This is a genomic window from Comamonas koreensis, from assembly GCF_021026195.1.
GTDB classification, from domain to species: Bacteria; Pseudomonadota; Gammaproteobacteria; order Burkholderiales; family Burkholderiaceae_C; genus Comamonas; species Comamonas koreensis.
The window spans coordinates 705005-724034 of sequence record NZ_JAJNCT010000005.1; the positions used below are offsets into that span (position 1 = coordinate 705005).

Annotated in this window: 19 protein-coding genes; 4 read left to right on the forward strand and 15 right to left on the reverse strand. The window is 65.0% G+C overall.

Annotated elements, in window-relative coordinates; translation table 11 throughout:
* Window positions 1-43 precede the first annotated feature (43 nt).
* From LPW39_RS05460 to LPW39_RS05485, 6 genes are all read right to left on the reverse strand, one after another.
* Window positions 44-1171: a FecR family protein gene (locus LPW39_RS05460; protein WP_230771976.1), complete on the reverse strand. Its 1128-nt coding sequence runs from the start codon at window positions 1169-1171 to the stop codon at window positions 44-46.
* A gap of 60 nt (window positions 1172-1231) precedes the next feature.
* A complete protein-coding gene (locus LPW39_RS05465; RefSeq protein ID WP_230771978.1) occupies window positions 1232-1747 on the reverse strand; it encodes a sigma-70 family RNA polymerase sigma factor in 516 nt (171 codons plus the stop codon).
* Between the two features lie 153 nt (window positions 1748-1900).
* On the reverse strand, window positions 1901-3415 hold the full coding sequence (locus tag LPW39_RS05470) for a tripartite tricarboxylate transporter permease (RefSeq protein ID WP_230771980.1): 1515 nt from the start codon (window positions 3413-3415) through the stop codon (window positions 1901-1903).
* A 14-nt stretch (window positions 3416-3429) separates the two neighbouring features.
* Window positions 3430-3918 (reverse strand): tripartite tricarboxylate transporter TctB family protein, encoded by a 489-nt coding sequence (locus tag LPW39_RS05475; protein ID WP_230771982.1) that lies wholly within the window; start codon window positions 3916-3918, stop codon window positions 3430-3432.
* A 259-nt stretch (window positions 3919-4177) separates the two neighbouring features.
* A complete protein-coding gene (locus tag LPW39_RS05480; protein ID WP_230772892.1) occupies window positions 4178-5941 on the reverse strand; it encodes a GspE/PulE family protein in 1764 nt (587 codons plus the stop codon).
* 506 nt (window positions 5942-6447) lie between these two features.
* Window positions 6448-7233, reverse strand: coding sequence for a class I SAM-dependent methyltransferase (locus LPW39_RS05485; RefSeq protein WP_230771983.1), 786 nt, complete (start codon window positions 7231-7233; stop codon window positions 6448-6450).
* Between the two features lie 226 nt (window positions 7234-7459).
* Here LPW39_RS05485 and LPW39_RS05490 point away from each other — a divergent pair, with 226 nt between their 5' ends.
* Window positions 7460-7753, forward strand: coding sequence for a DUF2798 domain-containing protein (locus LPW39_RS05490; protein ID WP_230771986.1), 294 nt, complete (start codon window positions 7460-7462; stop codon window positions 7751-7753).
* On the opposite strand, the gene LPW39_RS05495 is transcribed toward LPW39_RS05490, so the two are convergent.
* From LPW39_RS05495 to LPW39_RS05510, 4 genes are read right to left on the reverse strand one after another with little or no spacing between them, the layout of a single operon-like run.
* Window positions 7732-8238, reverse strand: a complete 507-nt coding sequence (locus tag LPW39_RS05495; RefSeq protein WP_230771988.1) for a DNA-deoxyinosine glycosylase — start codon at window positions 8236-8238, stop codon at window positions 7732-7734. The two genes, LPW39_RS05490 and LPW39_RS05495, sit on opposite strands and share 22 nt — an antisense overlap.
* A complete protein-coding gene (locus LPW39_RS05500) occupies window positions 8231-9103 on the reverse strand; it encodes a TatD family hydrolase (protein WP_230771990.1) in 873 nt (290 codons plus the stop codon). Before LPW39_RS05500 ends, LPW39_RS05495 begins: the two co-directional genes overlap by 8 nt.
* A gap of 20 nt (window positions 9104-9123) precedes the next feature.
* Window positions 9124-9807, reverse strand: coding sequence for a lipoprotein-releasing ABC transporter ATP-binding protein LolD (gene lolD, locus LPW39_RS05505; RefSeq protein WP_133854839.1), 684 nt, complete (start codon window positions 9805-9807; stop codon window positions 9124-9126).
* Entirely contained in the window at window positions 9800-11056 is a 1257-nt protein-coding gene (locus LPW39_RS05510; RefSeq protein WP_230771992.1) for a lipoprotein-releasing ABC transporter permease subunit, read from the reverse strand. Before LPW39_RS05510 ends, lolD begins: the two co-directional genes overlap by 8 nt.
* Window positions 11057-11154: 98 nt before the next feature.
* On the opposite strand from LPW39_RS05510, the gene LPW39_RS05515 reads away from it, so the two are divergent.
* The 3 genes from LPW39_RS05515 to LPW39_RS05525 all read left to right on the forward strand — a co-directional run bounded on the left by LPW39_RS05515 (window position 11155) and on the right by LPW39_RS05525 (window position 15335).
* A complete protein-coding gene (locus LPW39_RS05515; RefSeq protein ID WP_230771994.1) occupies window positions 11155-12075 on the forward strand; it encodes a phosphoglycerate mutase in 921 nt (306 codons plus the stop codon).
* A complete protein-coding gene (gene recJ / locus LPW39_RS05520; protein WP_230771996.1) occupies window positions 12072-13787 on the forward strand; it encodes a single-stranded-DNA-specific exonuclease RecJ in 1716 nt (571 codons plus the stop codon). Before LPW39_RS05515 ends, recJ begins: the two co-directional genes overlap by 4 nt.
* Before the next feature lie 294 nt (window positions 13788-14081).
* Window positions 14082-15335: an NAD(P)/FAD-dependent oxidoreductase gene (locus tag LPW39_RS05525; RefSeq protein ID WP_230771997.1), complete on the forward strand. Its 1254-nt coding sequence runs from the start codon at window positions 14082-14084 to the stop codon at window positions 15333-15335.
* Window positions 15336-15402: 67 nt separating this feature from the next.
* On the opposite strand, the gene LPW39_RS05530 is transcribed toward LPW39_RS05525, so the two are convergent.
* From LPW39_RS05530 to LPW39_RS05550, 5 genes are all read right to left on the reverse strand, one after another.
* Window positions 15403-16101: an aspartate/glutamate racemase family protein gene (locus LPW39_RS05530; RefSeq protein ID WP_230771999.1), complete on the reverse strand. Its 699-nt coding sequence runs from the start codon at window positions 16099-16101 to the stop codon at window positions 15403-15405.
* 8 nt (window positions 16102-16109) lie between these two features.
* Window positions 16110-16580 (reverse strand): Lrp/AsnC family transcriptional regulator, encoded by a 471-nt coding sequence (locus LPW39_RS05535; RefSeq protein WP_021026316.1) that lies wholly within the window; start codon window positions 16578-16580, stop codon window positions 16110-16112.
* A gap of 18 nt (window positions 16581-16598) precedes the next feature.
* Window positions 16599-17372 (reverse strand): amino acid ABC transporter ATP-binding protein, encoded by a 774-nt coding sequence (locus LPW39_RS05540; RefSeq protein ID WP_230772001.1) that lies wholly within the window; start codon window positions 17370-17372, stop codon window positions 16599-16601.
* Window position 17373: 1 nt separating this feature from the next.
* Complete coding sequence (locus LPW39_RS05545; protein WP_230772003.1) at window positions 17374-18042, reverse strand: amino acid ABC transporter permease; 669 nt, start codon at window positions 18040-18042, stop codon at window positions 17374-17376.
* A 94-nt stretch (window positions 18043-18136) separates the two neighbouring features.
* On the reverse strand, window positions 18137-18976 hold the full coding sequence (locus LPW39_RS05550) for a transporter substrate-binding domain-containing protein (RefSeq protein WP_230772005.1): 840 nt from the start codon (window positions 18974-18976) through the stop codon (window positions 18137-18139).
* Window positions 18977-19030: the final 54 nt, after the last annotated feature.

Consider the following 19030-nt stretch of genomic DNA (forward strand, 5'->3'; position numbering starts at 1 on the left):
GCAGGCTGTGCAACACCCTCGCCCAAGCCCGAGTTCAGCCTGCCTAATGTCTGGCCACGATCTCAGCCCGGCCCCCAGCGCTGGGCACCAGGCGCACCGGCAGCACCAGGGTCAGCATATGGGCGAACTCGGCTGGCTTGGCCGTCGCGTAGCTGCCGCCAATCGGCAGAGCGGCCACAGCAGGGTCGCGCACCACCAGGCCGGTGGGGCCGTAGCGCTCCATCTCCTGCAAGGCCAGGGCGAGGGGGGTGTGGTCAAAGCGCAGCAAGCCCTTGCGCCACAGGCCCACGCTGTCGGGGGGCACGCTGCCCACGGGCGCCAGTTCGCCATCGGCTGCCACCTGGGTGCTCTGGCCAGCGGTCAGCAGCAGTGCGCTGGCAGGGGTCTGCGTTGCTGCCACGCGCACCCGCCCTTCCTGCACCTCCACCCGCACCTGGCCGGCATCGATGCCATCCTGGCGGTAGCGCAACGCAAAGCGCGTGCCCACCACGGCGACGCGGGCCGGGCCGGCCTGCACCTCAAAAGGCTTGCTGGCATCGGGGGCGACACTGAACATGGCCTGGCCATGCGCCAGCTGCACCTCGCGCCGGTGGCGGTACAGGTGCACCTGGGCATCGGTGTCGGCATCGAGCTCCAGGGTCGAGCCATCGGGCAGCTGCAGGCTTTGGCGCTGGCCGCGCTCGACGACATAGTGCGCGCTGTAGACCGGCTGCATCCACTGGTGCCAGCCCAGGCCCAGCGCCATCAGCAGCACGGCACAGAAGGCCAGGCCACGCGGGCCGGGCAGCAGGGCCTGCAGCCAGGGCCGGGGGCGCGCTGGCGTCGGTTGGGCGGGAGCGGGTTGGGGCGATGCGGCAGCAGCAGCCGGCTGGCTTGCCGCTTGGCTGGCGCGCCACTGGGCCACCGCGTCTGCAGGCAGCGCGCGCAAACGGGCAACGCCGGTATCCATGCGGGCAAAGGCTTCGGCGTGCTCGGCGCTGGCCTGCAGCCACTGCGCCAGTTCCGCCTGCTCGCCCGCGTCCAGGCCCTGCTCCTGGCGCGTATGCCATTGCGCGGCCTGCAGCTCCACAGCATCCTGCTCGCCAAAAAAGGCCTGCAGCGCGCGCGCCTCCGCCGCCTCGTCAAAAGGCGGGGCGGATGCTTGGGCGGGCGAGGTGGACAAACGGCTCATCTCAAAGCTATAGACGCATGGGCGCGGAAAAACTGCAGGTCGGCCCCGCGTTGGATGGGATCAATCACCATGGTCCAGCTCCTGTTTGCGGGCCGCGCAGGCGATCTTGCCACGGCTGATGTACTGGTTGACCATGCTGATCGAGACACCCATGCGTTCTGCAATCTGCTGGTTGGACAGCTCGTCGAACAGGTACATGCAAAAGGCCTCGCGGCAGCGGGGTGGCAGGGCCTCGATGGTGGCCAGGTAAGCCTGCACGGTTTGCGACGAGGCATAGGCCGCCTCGGGCTGCAGGCGCTGGGGGCTGGCGGGTTGCTGGGTTTCATCGAGCGCGTCGATGTCCTCGTGCTGGCGCAACTGGGCGCGCCGGTCCAGGTCGATCTTGGCATTCAAGGCCACCTGCTTGAGCAAGGCGGCCGGCTGGTCGATCACCTTGCCGGCGCGCTGCATGCCGAGCACGCGCGCATAGCTCTCCTGCGCCAGGTCGGCCGCAGTGTCGCGGTCTCGAACCTTGCGCAGACAGAAGTTCAGCAGTTCTCGGTAATAGCGCTCAAGCACGGACGGGCAACGCCCCATGGAAAGCCAGGGTCTCCATCGGCGGTCCAGCTTTCGCGCCTCAGATGGGAATAACTCTCATTATCACCGATAAGCCACAGCCCTCCTGGGCCGCAGAAATAGAAAAAGGCATCCGAAGATGCCTTTTCCATGGTGCAGCAGGGCTGCGGGCGATCAGTCTTCTTCGACGAAGGCTTCTTCGCGCTTCTTGCTCACCGCTGGCAAGCAGACCACCACCAGCAGGATGGCAGCTGCAATCAGCAGGCCGGCAGAGATTGGACGGGTGACAAACACCGACCAGTCACCACGCGAGAGCAGCAGCGCACGGCGCAGGTTTTCTTCCATCATCGGGCCCAGGATGAAGCCCAGCAGCAACGGAGCAGGTTCCGTACCCAGCTTGTGGAACACATAGCCCACGAAACCGAAGATACCGACCATCCACACGTCCCAGCTGTTGTTGTTGGTACCGTACACACCGACAGCGCAGAACAGCACGATCGATGGGAACAGCCAGCGGTAAGGCACGGTCAGCAGCTTGATCCAGACGCCGATCAGCGGCAGGTTCAGGATGATCAGCATCAGGTTACCGATCCACATCGAGGCAATCAGACCCCAGAACAGCTCTGGGTTGCTGGTCATCACCTGGGGACCAGGCTGGATGTTGTGGATGGTCATCGCGCCCACCATCAGTGCCATCACGGCGTTGGGTGGAATACCCAGGGTCAGCAGTGGAATGAACGAGGTCTGCGAGCCGGCGTTGTTGGCCGATTCAGGCGAGCACACGCCACGGATATTGCCTTGGCCGAAAGGAACTTCGCCGGGACGCAGCTTGGTCTTCTTCTCGATCGTGTAGGCCGCGAAAGCCGACAGCATCGCACCGCCACCAGGCAGGATACCCAGGGCCGAACCCAGAGCGGTACCACGCAGCATCGCGGGGAACATCAGCTTGAAGTCTTCCTTGGTGGGCATCAGGCCGGTCACCTTGGCAGCAAACACTTCGCGCTCATCGTCAGGCTTGGACAGGTTGGCGATGATTTCACCGTAGCCGAACACACCCATGGCGATCACGACGAAGTCGATACCGTCGGTCAGCTCAGGAATGTCGAAGGAGTAACGGGCCACGCCGGAGTTCACGTCGGTACCCACCAGGCCCAGCAGCAGACCCAGCACAATCATGCCCACGGCCTTGAGCAGCGAGCCCGAAGCCAGCACCACGGCGCCAATCAGGCCCAGGGTCATCAGCGAGAAGTACTCGGCAGGACCGAACATGAAGGCCACTTCGGTCAGCGGAGGTGCGAAGGCAGCCAGAATCACGGTGCCCACGCAGCCGGCGAAGAACGAGCCAATGCCCGCTGCCGCCAATGCCGGACCAGCGCGTCCCTTGCGGGCCATCTGGTAGCCGTCAATCACGGTCACGACCGATGATGACTCTCCCGGCAGATTCACCAGGATCGCCGTAGTGGAGCCGCCGTACTGGGCGCCGTAGTAGATACCGGCCAACATGATCAGCGCAGCCACGGGTGGCAGCGCGTAGGTGGCAGGCAGCAGCATCGCGATGGTGGCCACAGGGCCGATACCAGGCAAGACGCCGATCAGGGTACCCAATAGACAGCCGACAAAGCAGTAAATCAGGTTTTGAAAGGTAAAGGCAACACCGAAACCGGTGGCCAGGTTGTCAAACAATTCCATGGTCCTGGCCCCTCTTAACCGGTGATAAAGCTAGGCCACACGGGGAACTGGAGATTCAGTGCCCACACGAAAGCGACGTAACTGCCAATGGCCAGGATGGTGGCCAGAATGAAGACCGACTTGGCACGGAACTCTTGACCCGCCAGGCTGGCAATGAAGACCAGCGCGTAGATGGCGACGATCAGGCCCATGGCCGGGATGCCGATGGTGGGCACGCCTACCAGCAGGATGCCAAAGGCAAAGTTGGCCAGCAAGATGAAGAACACCTGCTTCCAAGCCCATTTGCCGATCGGGTCTCCGTCAGCAGGGCCAGCCGTGAGACCCTTGAAGGCCACGGCCGCACCGATCAGCGTCAGCAGGACGCCGAGAATCAACGGGAAGTACCCCGGACCCATGCGAGCACCTGTACCGATCGAGTAGTTCTGGGCGCCGACGGCGAACCCAATACCCACTGCCATGTACATGATGCCCGCCCAGAAGTCTTTCTGGCTTTTGAGCTTCATTACCTTTGTCTCCAAACAATTTTAGGGATGCAGCGCATTGTCAACGCTGACGGGCAGCTGACGCATGTGGATTCCACTTACGATTCCACACAGGAAAACCCCTAGGGTGACCGCTGCCCCCACAGCGCCGAAACCCAAGCGGGGCGCGGCTTGCAGCCCGATGGCAGCCCTGTCACGGCCGAAGACTGGACAGGGTGATCCCCTAGTCCTAGAGTGCCCGCACGCGCCCTTGCTTGAGGGCAGCGGGGGGCAGAGAAGATTAACGATCGCCCATTTCGATGGGCGGCGTATTGGCCATCACCTCTTCGATGGTGGTCAGGCCTTCGGACACGCGCAAAGCACCCGCCAGGCGCAGCGGGTGCATGCCATCCTTCACTGCCTGGCGGCGCAGCACCGACATCGACGGCGAGGCATGCACCTGGTCCTTGAGCGATTCCGACACGGTGAGCAGCTCGTACAGACCCATGCGCCCACGAAAGCCGGTGTCGCGGCATTCTTCGCAGCCCACGGGCTTGTAGGGGCGGTAGTCGCGCTTGATCTTCCAGGGCTGGATGGCGCTGGTCAGCGCCTCGGTCGATGCCTCCTCATCGGGCTGCTTGCACTGCGGGCAGAGCGTACGCACCAGGCGCTGCGCCAGCACGCCCAGCAAGGTGGCATTGATCAGGTACGGAGGCACGCCCAGCTCCATCAAGCGGCTGATGGCGCTGGGGGCATCGTTGGTGTGCAGGGTGGAGAACACCAGATGGCCGGTCAGCGCGGACTGCACGGCCATTTCAGCGGTTTCCAGATCGCGTATTTCGCCGACCATGATGATGTCCGGGTCCTGCCGCATCAGCGCGCGCAGGCCTTCGACAAAGCTGAAATCGAGCGCCGGCTGCACCTGGGTCTGGTTGAAGGCCGGCTCGATCATTTCGATCGGGTCCTCCACGGTCGACACATTCACCTCTTCGGTGGCCAGGCGCTTCAAGGTCGAGTACAAGGTGGTGGTCTTGCCCGAGCCGGTGGGGCCGGTGACCAGGATGATGCCGTGCGGGCGCTCGACCAGCTTCTCCCAGCGCTGCGCATCATGCGGGGTAAAGCCCAGCGCCGACAGATCCTTGACGGTGTTTTCCGGATCAAAGATACGCATCACCATCTTCTCGCCGAAGGCGGTGGGCAAGGTGGACAGACGCATTTCCACCTCGTCGCCCAAGGTGTTGCGGGTCTTGATGCGGCCATCCTGCGGGCGGCGCTTCTCAACCACGTCGATGCGGCCCAGCAGCTTGACGCGCGAGACGATGGCGTTGTGCACCCCGAGCGGCATCTGGTAGACCTTGTGCAGCACGCCGTCAATGCGGAAGCGGATCACCGACTGGTCGCGGCGCGGCTCCAGATGGATATCGCTGGCGCGCTGCGCAAAGGCAAACTGCCACAGCCAGTCCACCAGGCGGATGATGCCCTGGTCGTTGGCATCGAACTGCTGGTTGGTATTGCTGAGGTCAACCAGCTGCTCGAAGTTGCCCAGCGAGCTGAGCGAGCCGCCCAGCTTGCTGGCCGCCTTGACCGACTTGGCCAGCGCGAAGAACTCGCTGCGGTAGCGGTCGATGTCCTTGGGGTTGGCCAGCACGCGGCGCACCTTGCGCCGCGCCTGGCGCTCGACCTCGCTGACCCACTCATCAATCCAGGGTTCCTTGACGGCAATCACCACTTCCTGGGCAGTGACCTGCACCGGCAGAATGCCGTGGCGTTGTGCATAGGGTGCGCCCATGGTTTCGGCCACCTTGGCGGCATCCACCTTGAGCGGGTCTATCTTGTAATAAGGCAGGCCGCAGTGCTTGGCGACAAATTCGGTGAGCAGCTCCACATCGAGCGCCTTGCCATCCTGCAGGCGTGGCACCACCACACTGGCCAGGCGCACGATCGGGTGCTGGCTGCTGGATGCATGGCTGCAGCGGTCGATAGTCGCCCTGGCCAGCTCGGGGCTGATCCAGCCATCGCTCTGCAGCCAGTTGATGACCTGGGTCAAATCGAGTGGGCGCTGCATCAGCGCCGGCAGGCCGCTGCGCGCAGCGGGCGCCGAAGCCGGGCCAGACGCACTGGGTGTGGATGGCACGGAAGCAGGGCCGCTGGATCTGGACGGCGCAGGACCGTCTTCGACATGGCCAGGCACAAAGATCGCCGAGCGCCGGATGGGTGCCGAAGCCCCGGAACTACTACCGCCACCGGAGCTACTCGATGAGCGGCTTCTGGTGGCGGTATCACCGGGCAAGGCATCGCCCCGGCTCTTGTGGTGTTTGCTTGGCTGGTCAGGCGCTGCCATGATTTATTCCCTCTGTCTTTTTATCTTCTGGCTTTATACCTGATGGTTTAGTAGTCGCTTGGGATTCTCTGCAAAACCCTCGCCAAGCGGGATGGACGCGGATCGGGATGAGACGCAAGGCGTCTTTCGCAGTCAATAGCGAGCTATTGACAAGGAAGACAACGCAGCGGATCGCCCGAGTCCGCGTTCAGACCACGGCAGGGAGTTTTGCAGAGGATCCCTTGGTAAAGTCAGTCCAGCAGCGGCTGCACAGGTTTAAAAACCTTTAACCACTTGAGCGCCGGCAAGCCCGTCTGCTGCTGCACCAGGTCGGCACGCTGGCTGAGCAGCTCGCGGCTGGGGCGGCTGGCGCTGCGCTGGGCCAGCACGACGGTGTTGCCCTCCTTCGTCGCCGCAAAGCGCCAGACGGCCTCGGGCCCAAAGGCCTCCTGGATATGGGCAAGGCTGCGGGCAAAGCTGTTGGTGCGGCCAAACAGGTTCACCGTCATGCAGCCGTCCTCGGTCAGCAAGTGGCGGCAGTGCAGGTAGAAGTCGGGGCTGTCGAGCACGGGGGCAGCTGCCTCATGGTCGTACAGATCGACCTGCAGCGCATCGACGGTCTGCAGGTACTGGGGCTTCTGGATCTCCACCCCTGCATCGCCCAGCACGACCTGGAGCTTGTCGCTGTCGGGCGGCAGCTTGAACCACTGGCGGCAGACCGTGATCACCTGGGGGTTGAGCTCGATCGCGGTGGTGCTGGCCATGCCCAGCTTTTGTGCGCAGAACTTGGTGGCCGCGGCGGCCCCCAGGCCCAGCTGCATCGCGCGGCGCTCGGGCACCGTGGGCCAGTCCACCAGCAGCAGCCAGGCCATCATGCGCTGTACATATTCCAGTTCGATATCGAAAGGCTTCTTGATGCGCATCGAGCCTTGCACCCACGGAGTGCCCAGGTGCAGGTAGCGGGCTCCGTCAAAATCGGAAATCGTGACCTCGGGCAGTGGCTGCGCCAGCTGCGGAGATTTTTTTCTAGTCGTCATGGGTGGGATTATCGGCCGTTGTCCGCAGCGGTTCTGTGCATTGGCCTGTTGCAGCCAGCGGGGCGCGGATTCAGCGCACCGCGCCGCCGCATTGCCCGGGTTATTGATAGTCATTAATTATCAAAAATAGTGATTGATAGCCATTTGTGGCATGCGGACCACGCAGAGAAGCCGGACCGGGGATGGCTGGCTTTAGACTGCGCGATTGATTTTTTCTGGAACCCCCATGTCTCACGCCATCAAACAACGCCTGTTGTCGTCCTTCATCATGTCCTTGCTGCTTTCGGGGCTGATGAGCGCCTGGGTCACCTGGCTGAACATCGGGCTGGTCGGGGATTTTGTCTCCCGCTGGCTGCATGCCTATCTGCTGGCTTGGCCTGCCGCATTCACCATCGTGGTGCTGCTGGCCCCTGCGGTGCAAAGCCTGTCCTTGCGCATGCTCGGCGGCAGCCCCGGCGCGCCCCGCGCTGCCCGTGCGGGCATTCCAGCGGCAGAGGCTCAGGCCAGCAATCCGCTCTGACGCATCACATCGCGCCAGCCAGCGAGTTTGCGCTCAAAACTCCATGAGGCATTGGCCGGGCTGCTGGAGGGCAGCCGGTAGCTGGGCAGGCCCAGCACGGCCTGCACCCGGGGTGCATGGCGAAAGCTCTCGCCACCATTGTGCGCAGCGGCCACCAGTTGCGGGCACTGCTTTTTGAGCGCCCCAAAATCATTGAGCTGGGCATTGCGGATGCTGGTGTCCAGGCTGCCTTCGCGCTCGCAAGCGGCATAGACATCCCACAGGCCCAGGCCCCGCTCCAGCAGCCAGGCACAACGCTCGGCATAGGCGCTGGGCTGCGGGTGCTCCGGCCACAAGGCGGCCAGCAGCGGCCACATGTGGTTGCGCGGATGGGCGTAGTACTGCTGCAGTTGCAAGGACTGCACACCGGGAAAGCTGCCCAGAATCAAGACCTGGGTGCCGGGCCCCACCACCGGAGCCAGCCCGCAGAGCAGCGCATCAGCCATGGCCTAATCCCCCATCGCGGCCGGGCAGCAGAGGCTGCAGCCGGGGCAGCACCCTGGCAGCATTGTCGCTGGTGGCCCGCTGCCAGTCGGCGGTGGTCAAAGCCTCATCGGCATGGGCCTCGGCCCGCACCTCCAGCATGACCTGCGCAATGCGCGGAATCTCGGCCGGCTGGTTGCGGCCCTGGGCCTCGCCAGCGGCGCGCTGCTCGGCCGTTGTGTAGAGCCAGTGCGGGGGAATATCAGGGGCATCGGTCTCGACGACGATGGCCGCCATCGGCAGCTGCTGCACCAAGCGGCGCAAATGCAGCGCACGCTCATAGGTCAGCGCGCCGCCAAAGCCCAGCGCAAAGCCGCGCTCGATAAACTGCAGCGCCTGCTGCAGGCTGCCGTTGAAGGCATGCGCAATGCCGCCCTGCACCGGCCAGCGGCGCAGCGCGCGCAGCAGCTGGTCCGACGAGCGGCGCACATGCAGGATGACAGGCAGGTCAAAGCGGCGCGCCAGCTGCAGCTGCTGCTCGTAAAACCAGGTCTGGCGTTCAGCATCCAGCCCGGGCACAAAAAAATCCAGGCCGATCTCGCCAATCGCCACCAGTCGCGGGTCATCGCGGCAGTCTTCGAGCATGGCGGCCAGGGCCTCGATGTCGGCTTCTGCCGCACGGCCGGTGTAGAGAGGGTGGATGCCCAGCGCATAGCTGTCGCCCCAGCGCTGGGCCAGCTCGCGCACGGTGGCCCAGTTGCTGCGCTCTACCGCCGGGATCACGCAATGCGCCACCCCCGCTGCATGCGCGGCGGCGCGCAAGGCGTCGCGGTCGGCATCGAACTCGGGGGCATCCCAGTGGCAGTGGGTGTCAATCCAGAAGGGCATGCGGGCGCGGCCAGTGTGGCTCAGGCTTCAAAGCGGCCGTTGACCATGCGCACCGCCCGGTCGCAGCGCTGGGCCAGCTCGCCATCATGGGTGACCATGACAAAGGCAGTGCCGCGCTCGCGCGCCAGCTGCAGCATCAGCGCGAAGACGGTGTCGGCCGTGGCGCGGTCCAGGTTGCCGGTGGGCTCATCGGCCAGCACGCAGGCGGGCTGGGTGACCAGCGCGCGCGCAATGGCCACGCGTTGGCGCTCCCCACCGGAGAGCTCGGCGGGGCGGTGCAGCACGCGGTCCTTCAGGCCCACCGAGGCCAGCACCTCACGCGCACGCTCGGTGCATTCGGCATAAGGCATGCGGCGGATGCGCAGCGGCATGGCCACATTGTCCAGCGCGCTGAACTCGGGCAGCAGATGGTGGAACTGGTAGATAAAGCCCAGGTGCTGGTTGCGCAGCTCGCCTTGGCGGGCGGCGCTGAGCGTGTCGAGCCGCTGGCCCTTGAGGCTGACGGTGCCGCTGCTGGGCGCATCCAGCCCGCCGAGCAAATGCAGCAGGGTGGATTTGCCCGAGCCCGAGGCGCCGACAATGGCCAGGGTCTGGCCGGCCTGCACCTGCAGGTCGATGCCATGGAGCACCTGCACATCGAGCAGGCCTTCGGTAAAGCGCTTGGTCAGGCCCGAGGCCTCCAGGACGATGGACGAATCATTCATAACGCAGCGCCTCGGCGGGGTTCACGCGGCTGGCGCGCCAGCTGGGGTACAGGGTGGCCACAAAGGCCAGGATCAGGGAGATGATGGTGATCGGCACGATGTCGCTGCGCTGGGGCTCGCTGGGCATCTGGCTGATCAGGTAGATGTCCTTGGGCAGGAAGCTGGTGTGCAGGGCGCGCTCGATGGCCGGCACGATCACATCGATATTGCAGGCCACCAGCAGGCCCAGGCCCAGACCGGCCAGGGTGCCGATGACGCCCACCAGTGCCCCCTGCACCACGAACACGCCCATGATGCTGCGCGGGCTGGCGCCCAAGGTGCGCAGGATGGCGATATCGGCGCGCTTGTCGGTCACCGTCATCACCAAGGTGGTCACCAGGTTGAAGGCGGCCACGGCGACGATCAGGGTCAGGATGATGAACATCATGCGTTTTTCCACCTGAACGGCGGCAAACCAGGTCTTGTTCTGCTGCGTCCAGTCGCGGATCAGCAGGTGGCCGCTCAGGCTGTGGGCCAACTGCTGGGTCACCTCAGGGGCCTGGTGCAAATCCTTGAGCTTCAGACGCACGCCGGTCGGGCCTTCCAGGCGGAACAGGCGCTCGGCATCCTCATGGTGCATCAGCACCAGGGTGGAGTCGTACTCGTAGTGGCCGGAGTTGAAGGTGCCCACCACCTGCATCTGCTTGAGGCGGGGCACGGTGCCGGCCGGGGTGACCTGGCCGCTGGGCACGATCAGGGTGACCTGGTCGCCCTGGCCCACGCCCAGAATGCGCGCCAGCTCGGAGCCCAGCACAACATTGAAGCTGCCCGGTGTGAGCGCCTGCAAACTGCTCTGGTCGATGCCGGTGGTCATGTCGGTGACCTCGGGCTCCAGCGCCGGGTCAATGCCGCGCAGCAGCGCGCCGCGCATGTCTTCACCCCGGGCGACCAGCGCCTGGGCCGAGACAAAAGGCGCCGCGCCAATCACATTGGGGTTGGCCTTGGCCTCAGCAATGGTGCGGGCCGGATCGGGCAAGGCATCGCCGCCGGGCGTGAAGATCTCGATATGCGAGACCACGCTGAGCATGCGGTCGCGCACCTCTTTTTGAAACCCGTTCATCACCGACAGCACGATGATCAGCGCCGCCACTCCCAAGGCAATGCCCAGCATGGACACGCCCGAGATGAACGAAATAAACCCGTTGCGCCGGGTTGCCCGGCCTGCCCGGGTGTAGCGCCAGCCCAGCGCCAATTCATAGGGAATCTGCATAAATCGTTCTAAAAATATAGATGGTGCCGGTAAGCACTTAGAAGCCACTTAATCCACTGCACCGCAAACCGCATTGTGGCATCGCCGACAATAGACCCATGTCGGAAAACCAGCATTTGATCATCTCCTACGCAGCCACGGACGAGCCGGGCTGCCAGCAAGCCTTGCAGGCGCTGCCCCTGCCGAACCTGCAACGCCTGCTGCGGCAGTGGTCCGTCAGCGCCAGCGACAGCGGCGCGCTGGAAGATTTTGCCCCGCCCCATGAACGCGTGCTGGCCCAGGCCATGGGCCTGCCGCCCAAGGCCACGCCCTGGGCGGCGCTGTACCAGCTGCAAAGCGGCCAGACTCCGGGCGATACCGGCTGGGCCTTTCTCTCGCCCTGCCACTGGCAGATCTCGCCCGACCAGGTGCGCATGAGTGATTTGTCCGCCGCGCAGATGAGCGACGAGGAATCGCGCAGCCTGCTGGCCATCATGGCGCCCTGGTTTAGCGAAGACGGCATTGAACTGGTCTACGACCGGCCCGACCGCTGGCTGGCGCGCGGCGAGGTGTTTGCGCAGCTCGATACCGCTGCGCTGGACCGCATTGCGCTGCGCGATGTGCGGCCCTGGCTGCCCGACAAAGCGCAGGCCGCCGTGCTGCAGCGCCTGCAGACCGAGATGCAGATGCTGCTCTACACCCATGCCTTCAGCGATGCACGCGAGGCCAGTGGCCGCGCGCCTATCAATTCGTTCTGGGTGCATGGCGCAGGCGCCCTGCCCGCCGGCTACCAGCCGCCCGCCCAGACGCCAGAGCTGAATACCGCCCTGCGCGACAGTGCCCTGGTGGGCGACTGGCGCAGCTGGCAGCAGCAATGGCAGCAGCTCGATGCGACCCTGGCCAGCACCGCCTGGAGCCGGATCAGCCTCTGCGGCGAGAAAAATGCCATCACCCTGGCGCCCCCAGCCCCCGGCTGGCTACCAAAAATCAAGCAATGGCTGGCACCGACCAAGCCCTTGGCGCTTTTGAGTTCCCTATGAAAATTCTGGCTAGAGATATTCCCCCGCGCACCGTCTGGGCGCTGGAGCAGGCAGGTGTGCACCCACTGCTGGCCCGCCTGTTTGCCGCGCGCGGCGTGCAAGCTGCTACTGAGCTGGACGACGGCCTGGCCCAGCTGCTGCCGCCCGCCGGCCTGCTGGGCACGCGTGAAGCAGCCCTGCTGCTGGCCGATGCGATTGGCCAGCAGCAGCGCATTTGCGTGGTGGCCGATTACGACTGCGACGGTGCCACCGCCTGCGCCGTGGCCCTGCGTGGCCTGCGCATGCTGGGTGCCCAGCAGGTCAGCTACCTGGTGCCGGACCGCGTGGTTGACGGCTATGGCCTGACGGCCGCGATTGCCGAGCGCGTGCACCAGCAAGGCGCGCAGGTGCTGGTGACCGTGGACAACGGCATTGCCAGTGTAGACGGCGTGGCGCGCGCCAAGGCGCTGGGCATGACGGTGATCGTTACCGACCACCACCTGCCGGCAGCCACCCTGCCGGCGGCCGATGCCATCGTCAACCCCAACCAGCCCGGCTGCGGCTTTGCCAGCAAGGCCATGGCCGGGGTGGGCGTGATGTTCTATGTGCTGATGGCCTTGCGCGCGGTGCTGCGCGATCGCGGCGCCTTTGCCGACATGGCCCAGCCGCGCCTGGACAGCCTGCTGCCGCTGGTGGCGCTGGGCACCGTGGCCGATGTGGTCAAGCTCGACGCCAACAACCGCCGCCTGGTGGCCCAGGGCCTGCGCCGCATCCGCGCCGGCCATATGCCACCCGGCCTGGGCGCACTGTTCTCGGCCGCCAGCCGGCGTGCCGCCACCGCCAGCACCTTTGACTTTGGCTTCGCCTTGGGCCCGCGCATCAATGCGGCCGGGCGCCTGGCCGATATGACCATCGGCATCGAATGCCTGTTGACCGACGACACCTTGCTGGCCGACACCCTGGCGCGCCAGCTGGATGCCATCAACCGCGAGCGCCGCGATATCGAAACCGGCATGCGCGAGCACGCCATGCTGCTGGCCGAGGCCTTGTTTGAAGAAGGCACCGAGCCGCCTCCGGCCGTCAGCGTGTTTGACCCGGACTTCCACGAAGGCGTGGTCGGCATCGTCGCCTCGCGCATCAAGGACAAGCTGCACCGCCCGACCTTTGTGTTTGCCGCCAGCAGTGCGCCAGGCCATGAGCATGAGCTGAAGGGCTCGGGCCGGTCCATCCCCGGCTTCCATCTGCGCGATGCGCTGGACCTGGTGGCCAAGCGCCACCCGGGCGTGCTGATCAAGTTTGGTGGCCATGCGATGGCAGCGGGCTGCACGATTGCGCTGGACGATTTCGAGGTGTTTGAACAGGCGCTGGCCCAGGTCGCGCAGGAATGGCTGGATGAGCGCACGCTCACCCGCCAGCTGGAGACCGACGGCCCGCTGCCGGTGCAGTTCCGCCATGCCGAGACCGTGGACACGCTCAACAGCCAGGTCTGGGGCCAGGGCTTTGCGCCGCCGACCTTCAGTGAGGAGCTGGAGGTCATCAGCCAGCGCCTGGTCGGTGAAAAGCATTTGTCGCTGAAGCTGCGCCACCAGGGCGAGATGGTGGACGGCATCTGGTTTGGCCATACCGAGCCACTGCCGGCCAAGGTGCTGCTGGCCTTCCGGCTGGACATCAATGAGTGGCAGGGCCAACGCAAGCTGCAGTTTCTGGTCGAAGGCGCGCAGCTGCCCGGCTGAGCGGCACCTGGGGCTTGCGGTGCCGCAAGACTTTACTAAAAGTTAAGGAAATTGCGCCAAAACGGAAGACCCTTGTCACCGTAATTTCCTAAAATACGCGCCGCAGGATGCGCTGCGAAAAACGCTTGCTGCACAGGCATCCTCACCAGGGGCTGGCCCGCAGGTCTGGCAGGCTGTGCGGCCCGGCGGTGGCCCGGGCGCCAGCGCATGCCAAGCCCTTGGTTTTGATTGTTAATTTAATATCAGTCATACGCTAGATCGTTTCTAGATGACTGCCAGGACTCCAAACATTCCATGAGCAATATTTCCGTGGCCGTGCTGGGCGCCGGCATGGTGGGCGTTGCCAGCGCGTTGGCGCTGCAGAAAAAGGGCTTCCGCGTGACCTTGCTGGACCGGCTGGCTCCTGGCGAAGAGACCTCCTACGGCAACGCGGGGGTGATCGCGCGCAGCTCGCTGATGCCCTTCAACAACCCCAGCCTCTGGGGCAACCTGCCGGTGCTGCTGAAGAACCAGAGCGCCGGCTTTCGCTACCAGGCCCGGTTTCTGCTGCAGAACCTGGGCTGGGCCGCGCGCTTTGTCGCCCAGGCCCGCACCCAGGTGTTTGAGGAAACCACCACGGCGCTGGACAGCCTCATCCGCCTGTCGATGAATGAGCATGCCCAGTTGTTGCGTGCCAGTGGCGCCGCGCACCGCATGCGCGACAACGGCTGGATGTTTCTCTACCGCCAGTCCAGCGCCTTTGCGGGCGGCGCATTGGCACGCGAGCGCATGGCCCATTTCGGCGTCGCCACCGAGGTGCTGGAGCGCGACCATATCCGCCAGCTGGAGCCGGCACTCAACCCCATCTTCGAGCGCGCGCTGTGGATCAAGGACACCTGGTCGGTGGACAGCCCCGGCGATGTCGTCAAGGCCTATGCCGAGCTGTTCCGCAAGCAAGGCGGCCAGTATGCGCAGGCCCGCATCAAGACCGTGGAGCCACTTGCCGGCAGCCGCTGGCGCATCCGCGCCGATGGCGCACACGATGGCCTGGAGGCCGACCGCGTGGTGGTGGCGCTGGGCCCCTGGAGCCGCCAGTTCATGGCGACCCTGGGCGTGAAGGTGCCGATGGCCTATGAGCGCGGCTACCACATGCACTTTGCGCCGCCCGCATCCTGCAACATCTCGCGTCCGGTCTACGACACCGCTGGCGCTTATGTGCTCAGCCCGATGGAGCAAGGCCTGCGCTTGACCAGCGGTGTGGAGCTGACCGACATCGACGCCCCCGCCAACCCGGTGCAGCTGGGCCTGGCCGAGGCCGCAGCGCGCGAGGCGATTGACATGGGCCAGGCGCTAGAGCCTGCGCCCTGGATGGGCAGCCGCCCCACCCTGCCGGACAGCCGCCCCATCATTGGCGCGATGCCGGGCCAGCGCAATCTATGGCTGGCCTTTGGCCACCAGCACATTGGCTTCAGCACCGGGCCGGGCACCGGCGCGATTTTGGCGGCGCTGATGCGCGGCGATGATGCGCCGGTCGATGCGCGGCCGTTCCGCGCCGAGCGTTTCCTCTAGGGCTAAAACAACGGGCTCAAGCGGTCTTGCCGCTACGCCCTGGCCGCATGGCCGGGCGCCTCCACAATCAGGCTGGCAACGCAGCCCAGCGCTGCGCCAGCAGGCTCACCACATCGTGCACTGGCAGGCCGGTGGCGCGTGCCACCGCATCGCGGTAGACGGGCATATTGGTGCACTCCAGCACGATCGATTGCAGCTGCGGATGGGCCCGGCACAGCGCAACGGCGGCAGCCACCACATCGCGCTCGGCCTGGGCGATGTCCATCTCCAGTTCATTGCCGAGGATGCGCGTGGCAAATTCTCCATCCGGCGCCACGCCTTGCACGGGGGTGCCTTCAGGCACACCGGCAGCGGCCAGAATGTGTGGCGTCAGGCTGGCCGCGGCGATGGTGACCACGCCGGGCCGGGACAGCAGCGCGCATTGCAGCAGGCTGGAGCTGACGACCGGCACATCGACACTGCTGGCCAGCAGCTCCTGGTAGGCGGCCAGAAAGCCGCAGCTGGTGGTGACCAGCGCGGCGCCTTGCGCCTGCATCGCACGGGCGGCATCGACAAAGGGCTGCACAAAACGGGGATCGGCCTCGCGCACGATCTTGGCGGGCGATGCGCCCTGCACCTTGTGCATCTGCACGGGGATGCCCAGCGCTGCCCAGGTCTGCAGATTGCCGATGTCCCCGGGCGGGCGCGGGAACTGGGTGTCCAGCATCAGGATGCCGATAAACGGCGGGGACGCATCAGCAGCGGTAACAGCAGCGTTGGGCGGCATGGGCAGGGTCAGTCGAGCAAGGGCAGCGCGGGCAGTGCGCCACGGCGGTCGATCTTGCGGCTCAGCACCACCGAGGTGTAGGTCTGGCGAATGCCTTCGATCAGGCCGATGCGGTCGAGCAAGGCATCGAGCTTCTCGTTGGAATCGCAGCGCAGAAAGATCATGTAGTCATGCTGACCGGAGACGGCCGAGACCTCTTCGACCTCGGGAATGCTTTCGAGCACCTGCATGACGGCCTGGGCAGTCTTGGGCATCACGCTGATGCCGCAGTAGGCACGCACGGCCGACTGCTCCAGCTTGGAGCCCAGGCGCACACCGTAACCGGCGATGACGCCTTCCTTCTCCAGCCGCGCAATGCGGGCCACCACGGTGGTGCGCGCCAGGTTGAGCTTGCGCGCCAGTTTGGCCGTGGACTCGCGGGCGTCGGCCTGCAACAGCGCCAGCAGCTTGCGGTCAATATCGTCGAGTCGAAAATCCATGGTTGTCCTCCCTGCTGGTTATACGGCGTGGCCGATGATGCGGCCCAAAAAGCTGCGTGTGGCCTCGTGCTGCGGGTTGTCGATCACCTGCGCGGGCGGACCCTCTTCGACCACCACGCCATCGCGCATGAAGACGACCTTATCGGCCACCTCGCGGGCAAAGGCGATCTCATGGGTCACCAGGATCATGGTCATGCCATCGCGCGCCAGCGACTGGATGACCTGCAGCACCTCGCCGACCAGCTCCGGGTCGAGGGCTGAGGTGGCCTCGTCGAACAGCATCACGCTGGGCTGCATGGCCAGCGCGCGGGCAATGGCCACGCGCTGCTTCTGGCCGCCCGAGAGCTGGTCGGGCATCATCTGTGCGCGCTCGGCCAGGCCCACCTTTTGCAGCAGCGCCGTGGCGCGGGCTTCGGCCTCGGCCTTGCCGATGCACAGCACGGTGACCGGGCCTTCCATGACGTTTTGCAGCACCGTCATGTGCGGGAACAGGTTGAAATGCTGGAACACCATGCCGGTGCGCGCGCGGAAGCCCGCCAGCACCTTGTCCTTGGGCAGCTGGGTCTGCTTGCCGCTGAAGGCCAGCGACTGCGCATCGACGCGGATGTCGCCGCCATCGGGCACGGTCAGCAGGTTGATGCAGCGCAGCAGGGTGGACTTGCCCGAGCCCGAAGGCCCGATCAGCGCCACCACCTGGCCCCGGTTCACGTCGAGGCAAATGTCCTTCAGAACATCGAGCTTGCCAAAGGACTTCTTCAGGCCACGAATACAAATGAGCGGTTGGTCTTGCATCTCAGGCCTCCTTGGTGGCCGATGTGCCGTGCTCCAGGCGCTTGGCCCACAAGGTCACAGGGAAAAGAATCACGAAATAGGTGATGGCGATGAAGGTGTAGACCTCCAGCGGGCGGTAGGTGTCATGCGCAATGACCTGGCCCTGGTAGAGCAGATCGGGCACGGCCAGCACCATCAGCAAGGACGTGTTCTTGAGTTGCAGGATCGACTGGTTGACCAGTGGCGGAATCATCTTGCGGAAGGCCTGGGGCAGGATCACGCGGCGCATCACCTGGCCGCGCGTCATGCCGATCGCCTGGCCCGCTTCGGTCTGACCGATATCGGTGGAGATGATGCCGCCCCGGATGATTTCGGAATAGAAGGCGCCGCCGTACAAGGACAGGCACAGCGCAGCCGCCACGGGCGCGCTCATCTCGATGCCGGTGAGCACCGGCAGCGCGTAGTAGAACCACACCAGTTGCACCAGCACCGGCGTGCAGCGGAAGACCTCGACAAAGGCGCGCAGCGGCGCGGTCACGATCTTGTTGCTGGACAGGCGCCCCAGGCCCGCCACCAGGCCGACCGCGAGGCCGCCCAGGATACAGATCACCGTGAACAGCAAGGTGTAGCCCACACCGCCGACCAGCAGCATGCGGTACTTCCACAGGAAGCTAAAGTCCCACTCGTACATAAATCAATCTACCTTTAACGCATACACCCCGGAGGCAGCACGTGGCTGCAACCGGGGTGTTTCACATGGGCTAGGCGCCCATGTGGACCAACCATCAGAACTTGACTTCCTTGGGGAAGGAATCGGCCTTGACGCCGGCCAGCTTTTCCATGTTCTTGAGCACCACGGACTGGATCTCGCCCTTGGCACGGGCTTCATCCAACCATGCGTTGACGGCGTTCTCGAAGTCCTTGTTCGGCTCCTTGCGCAGGCCCACATTGGTGTTGGCCGTCTCGACCGGGGTCGGCACATAGACCGTGCCCACGTCCGGGCGCTTGGCCACCAGCGGCTGCGACAGCAGCACCACCAGCACCTGGCAGTCAGAGCGGCCGGTCTGCACCGACATCGTCGCCGCGCCCGAGCTCTCCAGACGCGAGATATTGGCCTTGGGCAGCGCGCGGGTGGCAAACTGGTCCTGGTTGGAGCCGATATCGACCACCACCTTGGCATCCGGGTTGTTCAGCTGCTCCCAGGTTTGCACCGGGGCATGGCCCTTTTTGCAGACGGCCGTGAAGGTGTTGTTGAGCAGGGGCTTGGAGAAGTTGACCACTTCCATGCGCTGGGGCGTAGGCGCCATCGCAAACATCAGATCGATTTTGTTGGCCTGCAGGTCCAGCACGGCATTGCCCCAGGTGGTCTCGACGAACTTGACGTTCACGCCGAGCTTCTTGGCCAGGCTTTCGCCAAAGTCGGGGCCAAAGCCTTCCCACTTCTGGGTCACCAGGTCCTTGCTGAAGTAGGGAATCGCGCCAGCGACCGTGCCCACGCGCAGTTCCTTGGTGCGCTTGACGCGGTCCATCGTCGACTCAGCGCCTTGCGCCAGGGCCGCGCCAGCCACCGATACACCTGCGACCACCAAGGCGGCTGCACCCATCCACTTTTTGACAGAAAACATCTACGTATCCTCTAGACGCAGCGAAAACGGGCTGCGCGACCGTGAAAAACCGAC

What these genes read in the sequence shown, in the direction of transcription:
- LPW39_RS05460 (WP_230771976.1), bottom strand. Translation starts at nt 1,171, where the DNA reads ATGAGCCGTTTGTCCACCTCGCCCGCCCAAGCATCCGCCCCGCCTTTT.
- LPW39_RS05465 (WP_230771978.1), bottom strand. Translation starts at nt 1,747, where the DNA reads ATGGGGCGTTGCCCGTCCGTGCTTGAGCGCTATTACCGAGAACTGCTG.
- LPW39_RS05470 (WP_230771980.1), bottom strand. Translation starts at nt 3,415, where the DNA reads ATGGAATTGTTTGACAACCTGGCCACCGGTTTCGGTGTTGCCTTTACC.
- LPW39_RS05475 (WP_230771982.1), bottom strand. Translation starts at nt 3,918, where the DNA reads ATGAAGCTCAAAAGCCAGAAAGACTTCTGGGCGGGCATCATGTACATG.
- LPW39_RS05480 (WP_230772892.1), bottom strand. Translation starts at nt 5,941, where the DNA reads ATGCAGCGCCCACTCGATTTGACCCAGGTCATCAACTGGCTGCAGAGC.
- LPW39_RS05485 (WP_230771983.1), bottom strand. Translation starts at nt 7,233, where the DNA reads ATGACGACTAGAAAAAAATCTCCGCAGCTGGCGCAGCCACTGCCCGAG.
- LPW39_RS05490 (WP_230771986.1), top strand. Translation starts at nt 7,460, where the DNA reads ATGTCTCACGCCATCAAACAACGCCTGTTGTCGTCCTTCATCATGTCC.
- LPW39_RS05495 (WP_230771988.1), bottom strand. Translation starts at nt 8,238, where the DNA reads ATGGCTGATGCGCTGCTCTGCGGGCTGGCTCCGGTGGTGGGGCCCGGC.
- LPW39_RS05500 (WP_230771990.1), bottom strand. Translation starts at nt 9,103, where the DNA reads ATGCCCTTCTGGATTGACACCCACTGCCACTGGGATGCCCCCGAGTTC.
- lolD (WP_133854839.1), bottom strand. Translation starts at nt 9,807, where the DNA reads ATGAATGATTCGTCCATCGTCCTGGAGGCCTCGGGCCTGACCAAGCGC.
- LPW39_RS05510 (WP_230771992.1), bottom strand. Translation starts at nt 11,056, where the DNA reads ATGCAGATTCCCTATGAATTGGCGCTGGGCTGGCGCTACACCCGGGCA.
- LPW39_RS05515 (WP_230771994.1), top strand. Translation starts at nt 11,155, where the DNA reads ATGTCGGAAAACCAGCATTTGATCATCTCCTACGCAGCCACGGACGAG.
- recJ (WP_230771996.1), top strand. Translation starts at nt 12,072, where the DNA reads ATGAAAATTCTGGCTAGAGATATTCCCCCGCGCACCGTCTGGGCGCTG.
- LPW39_RS05525 (WP_230771997.1), top strand. Translation starts at nt 14,082, where the DNA reads ATGAGCAATATTTCCGTGGCCGTGCTGGGCGCCGGCATGGTGGGCGTT.
- LPW39_RS05530 (WP_230771999.1), bottom strand. Translation starts at nt 16,101, where the DNA reads ATGCCGCCCAACGCTGCTGTTACCGCTGCTGATGCGTCCCCGCCGTTT.
- LPW39_RS05535 (WP_021026316.1), bottom strand. Translation starts at nt 16,580, where the DNA reads ATGGATTTTCGACTCGACGATATTGACCGCAAGCTGCTGGCGCTGTTG.
- LPW39_RS05540 (WP_230772001.1), bottom strand. Translation starts at nt 17,372, where the DNA reads ATGCAAGACCAACCGCTCATTTGTATTCGTGGCCTGAAGAAGTCCTTT.
- LPW39_RS05545 (WP_230772003.1), bottom strand. Translation starts at nt 18,042, where the DNA reads ATGTACGAGTGGGACTTTAGCTTCCTGTGGAAGTACCGCATGCTGCTG.
- LPW39_RS05550 (WP_230772005.1), bottom strand. Translation starts at nt 18,976, where the DNA reads ATGTTTTCTGTCAAAAAGTGGATGGGTGCAGCCGCCTTGGTGGTCGCA.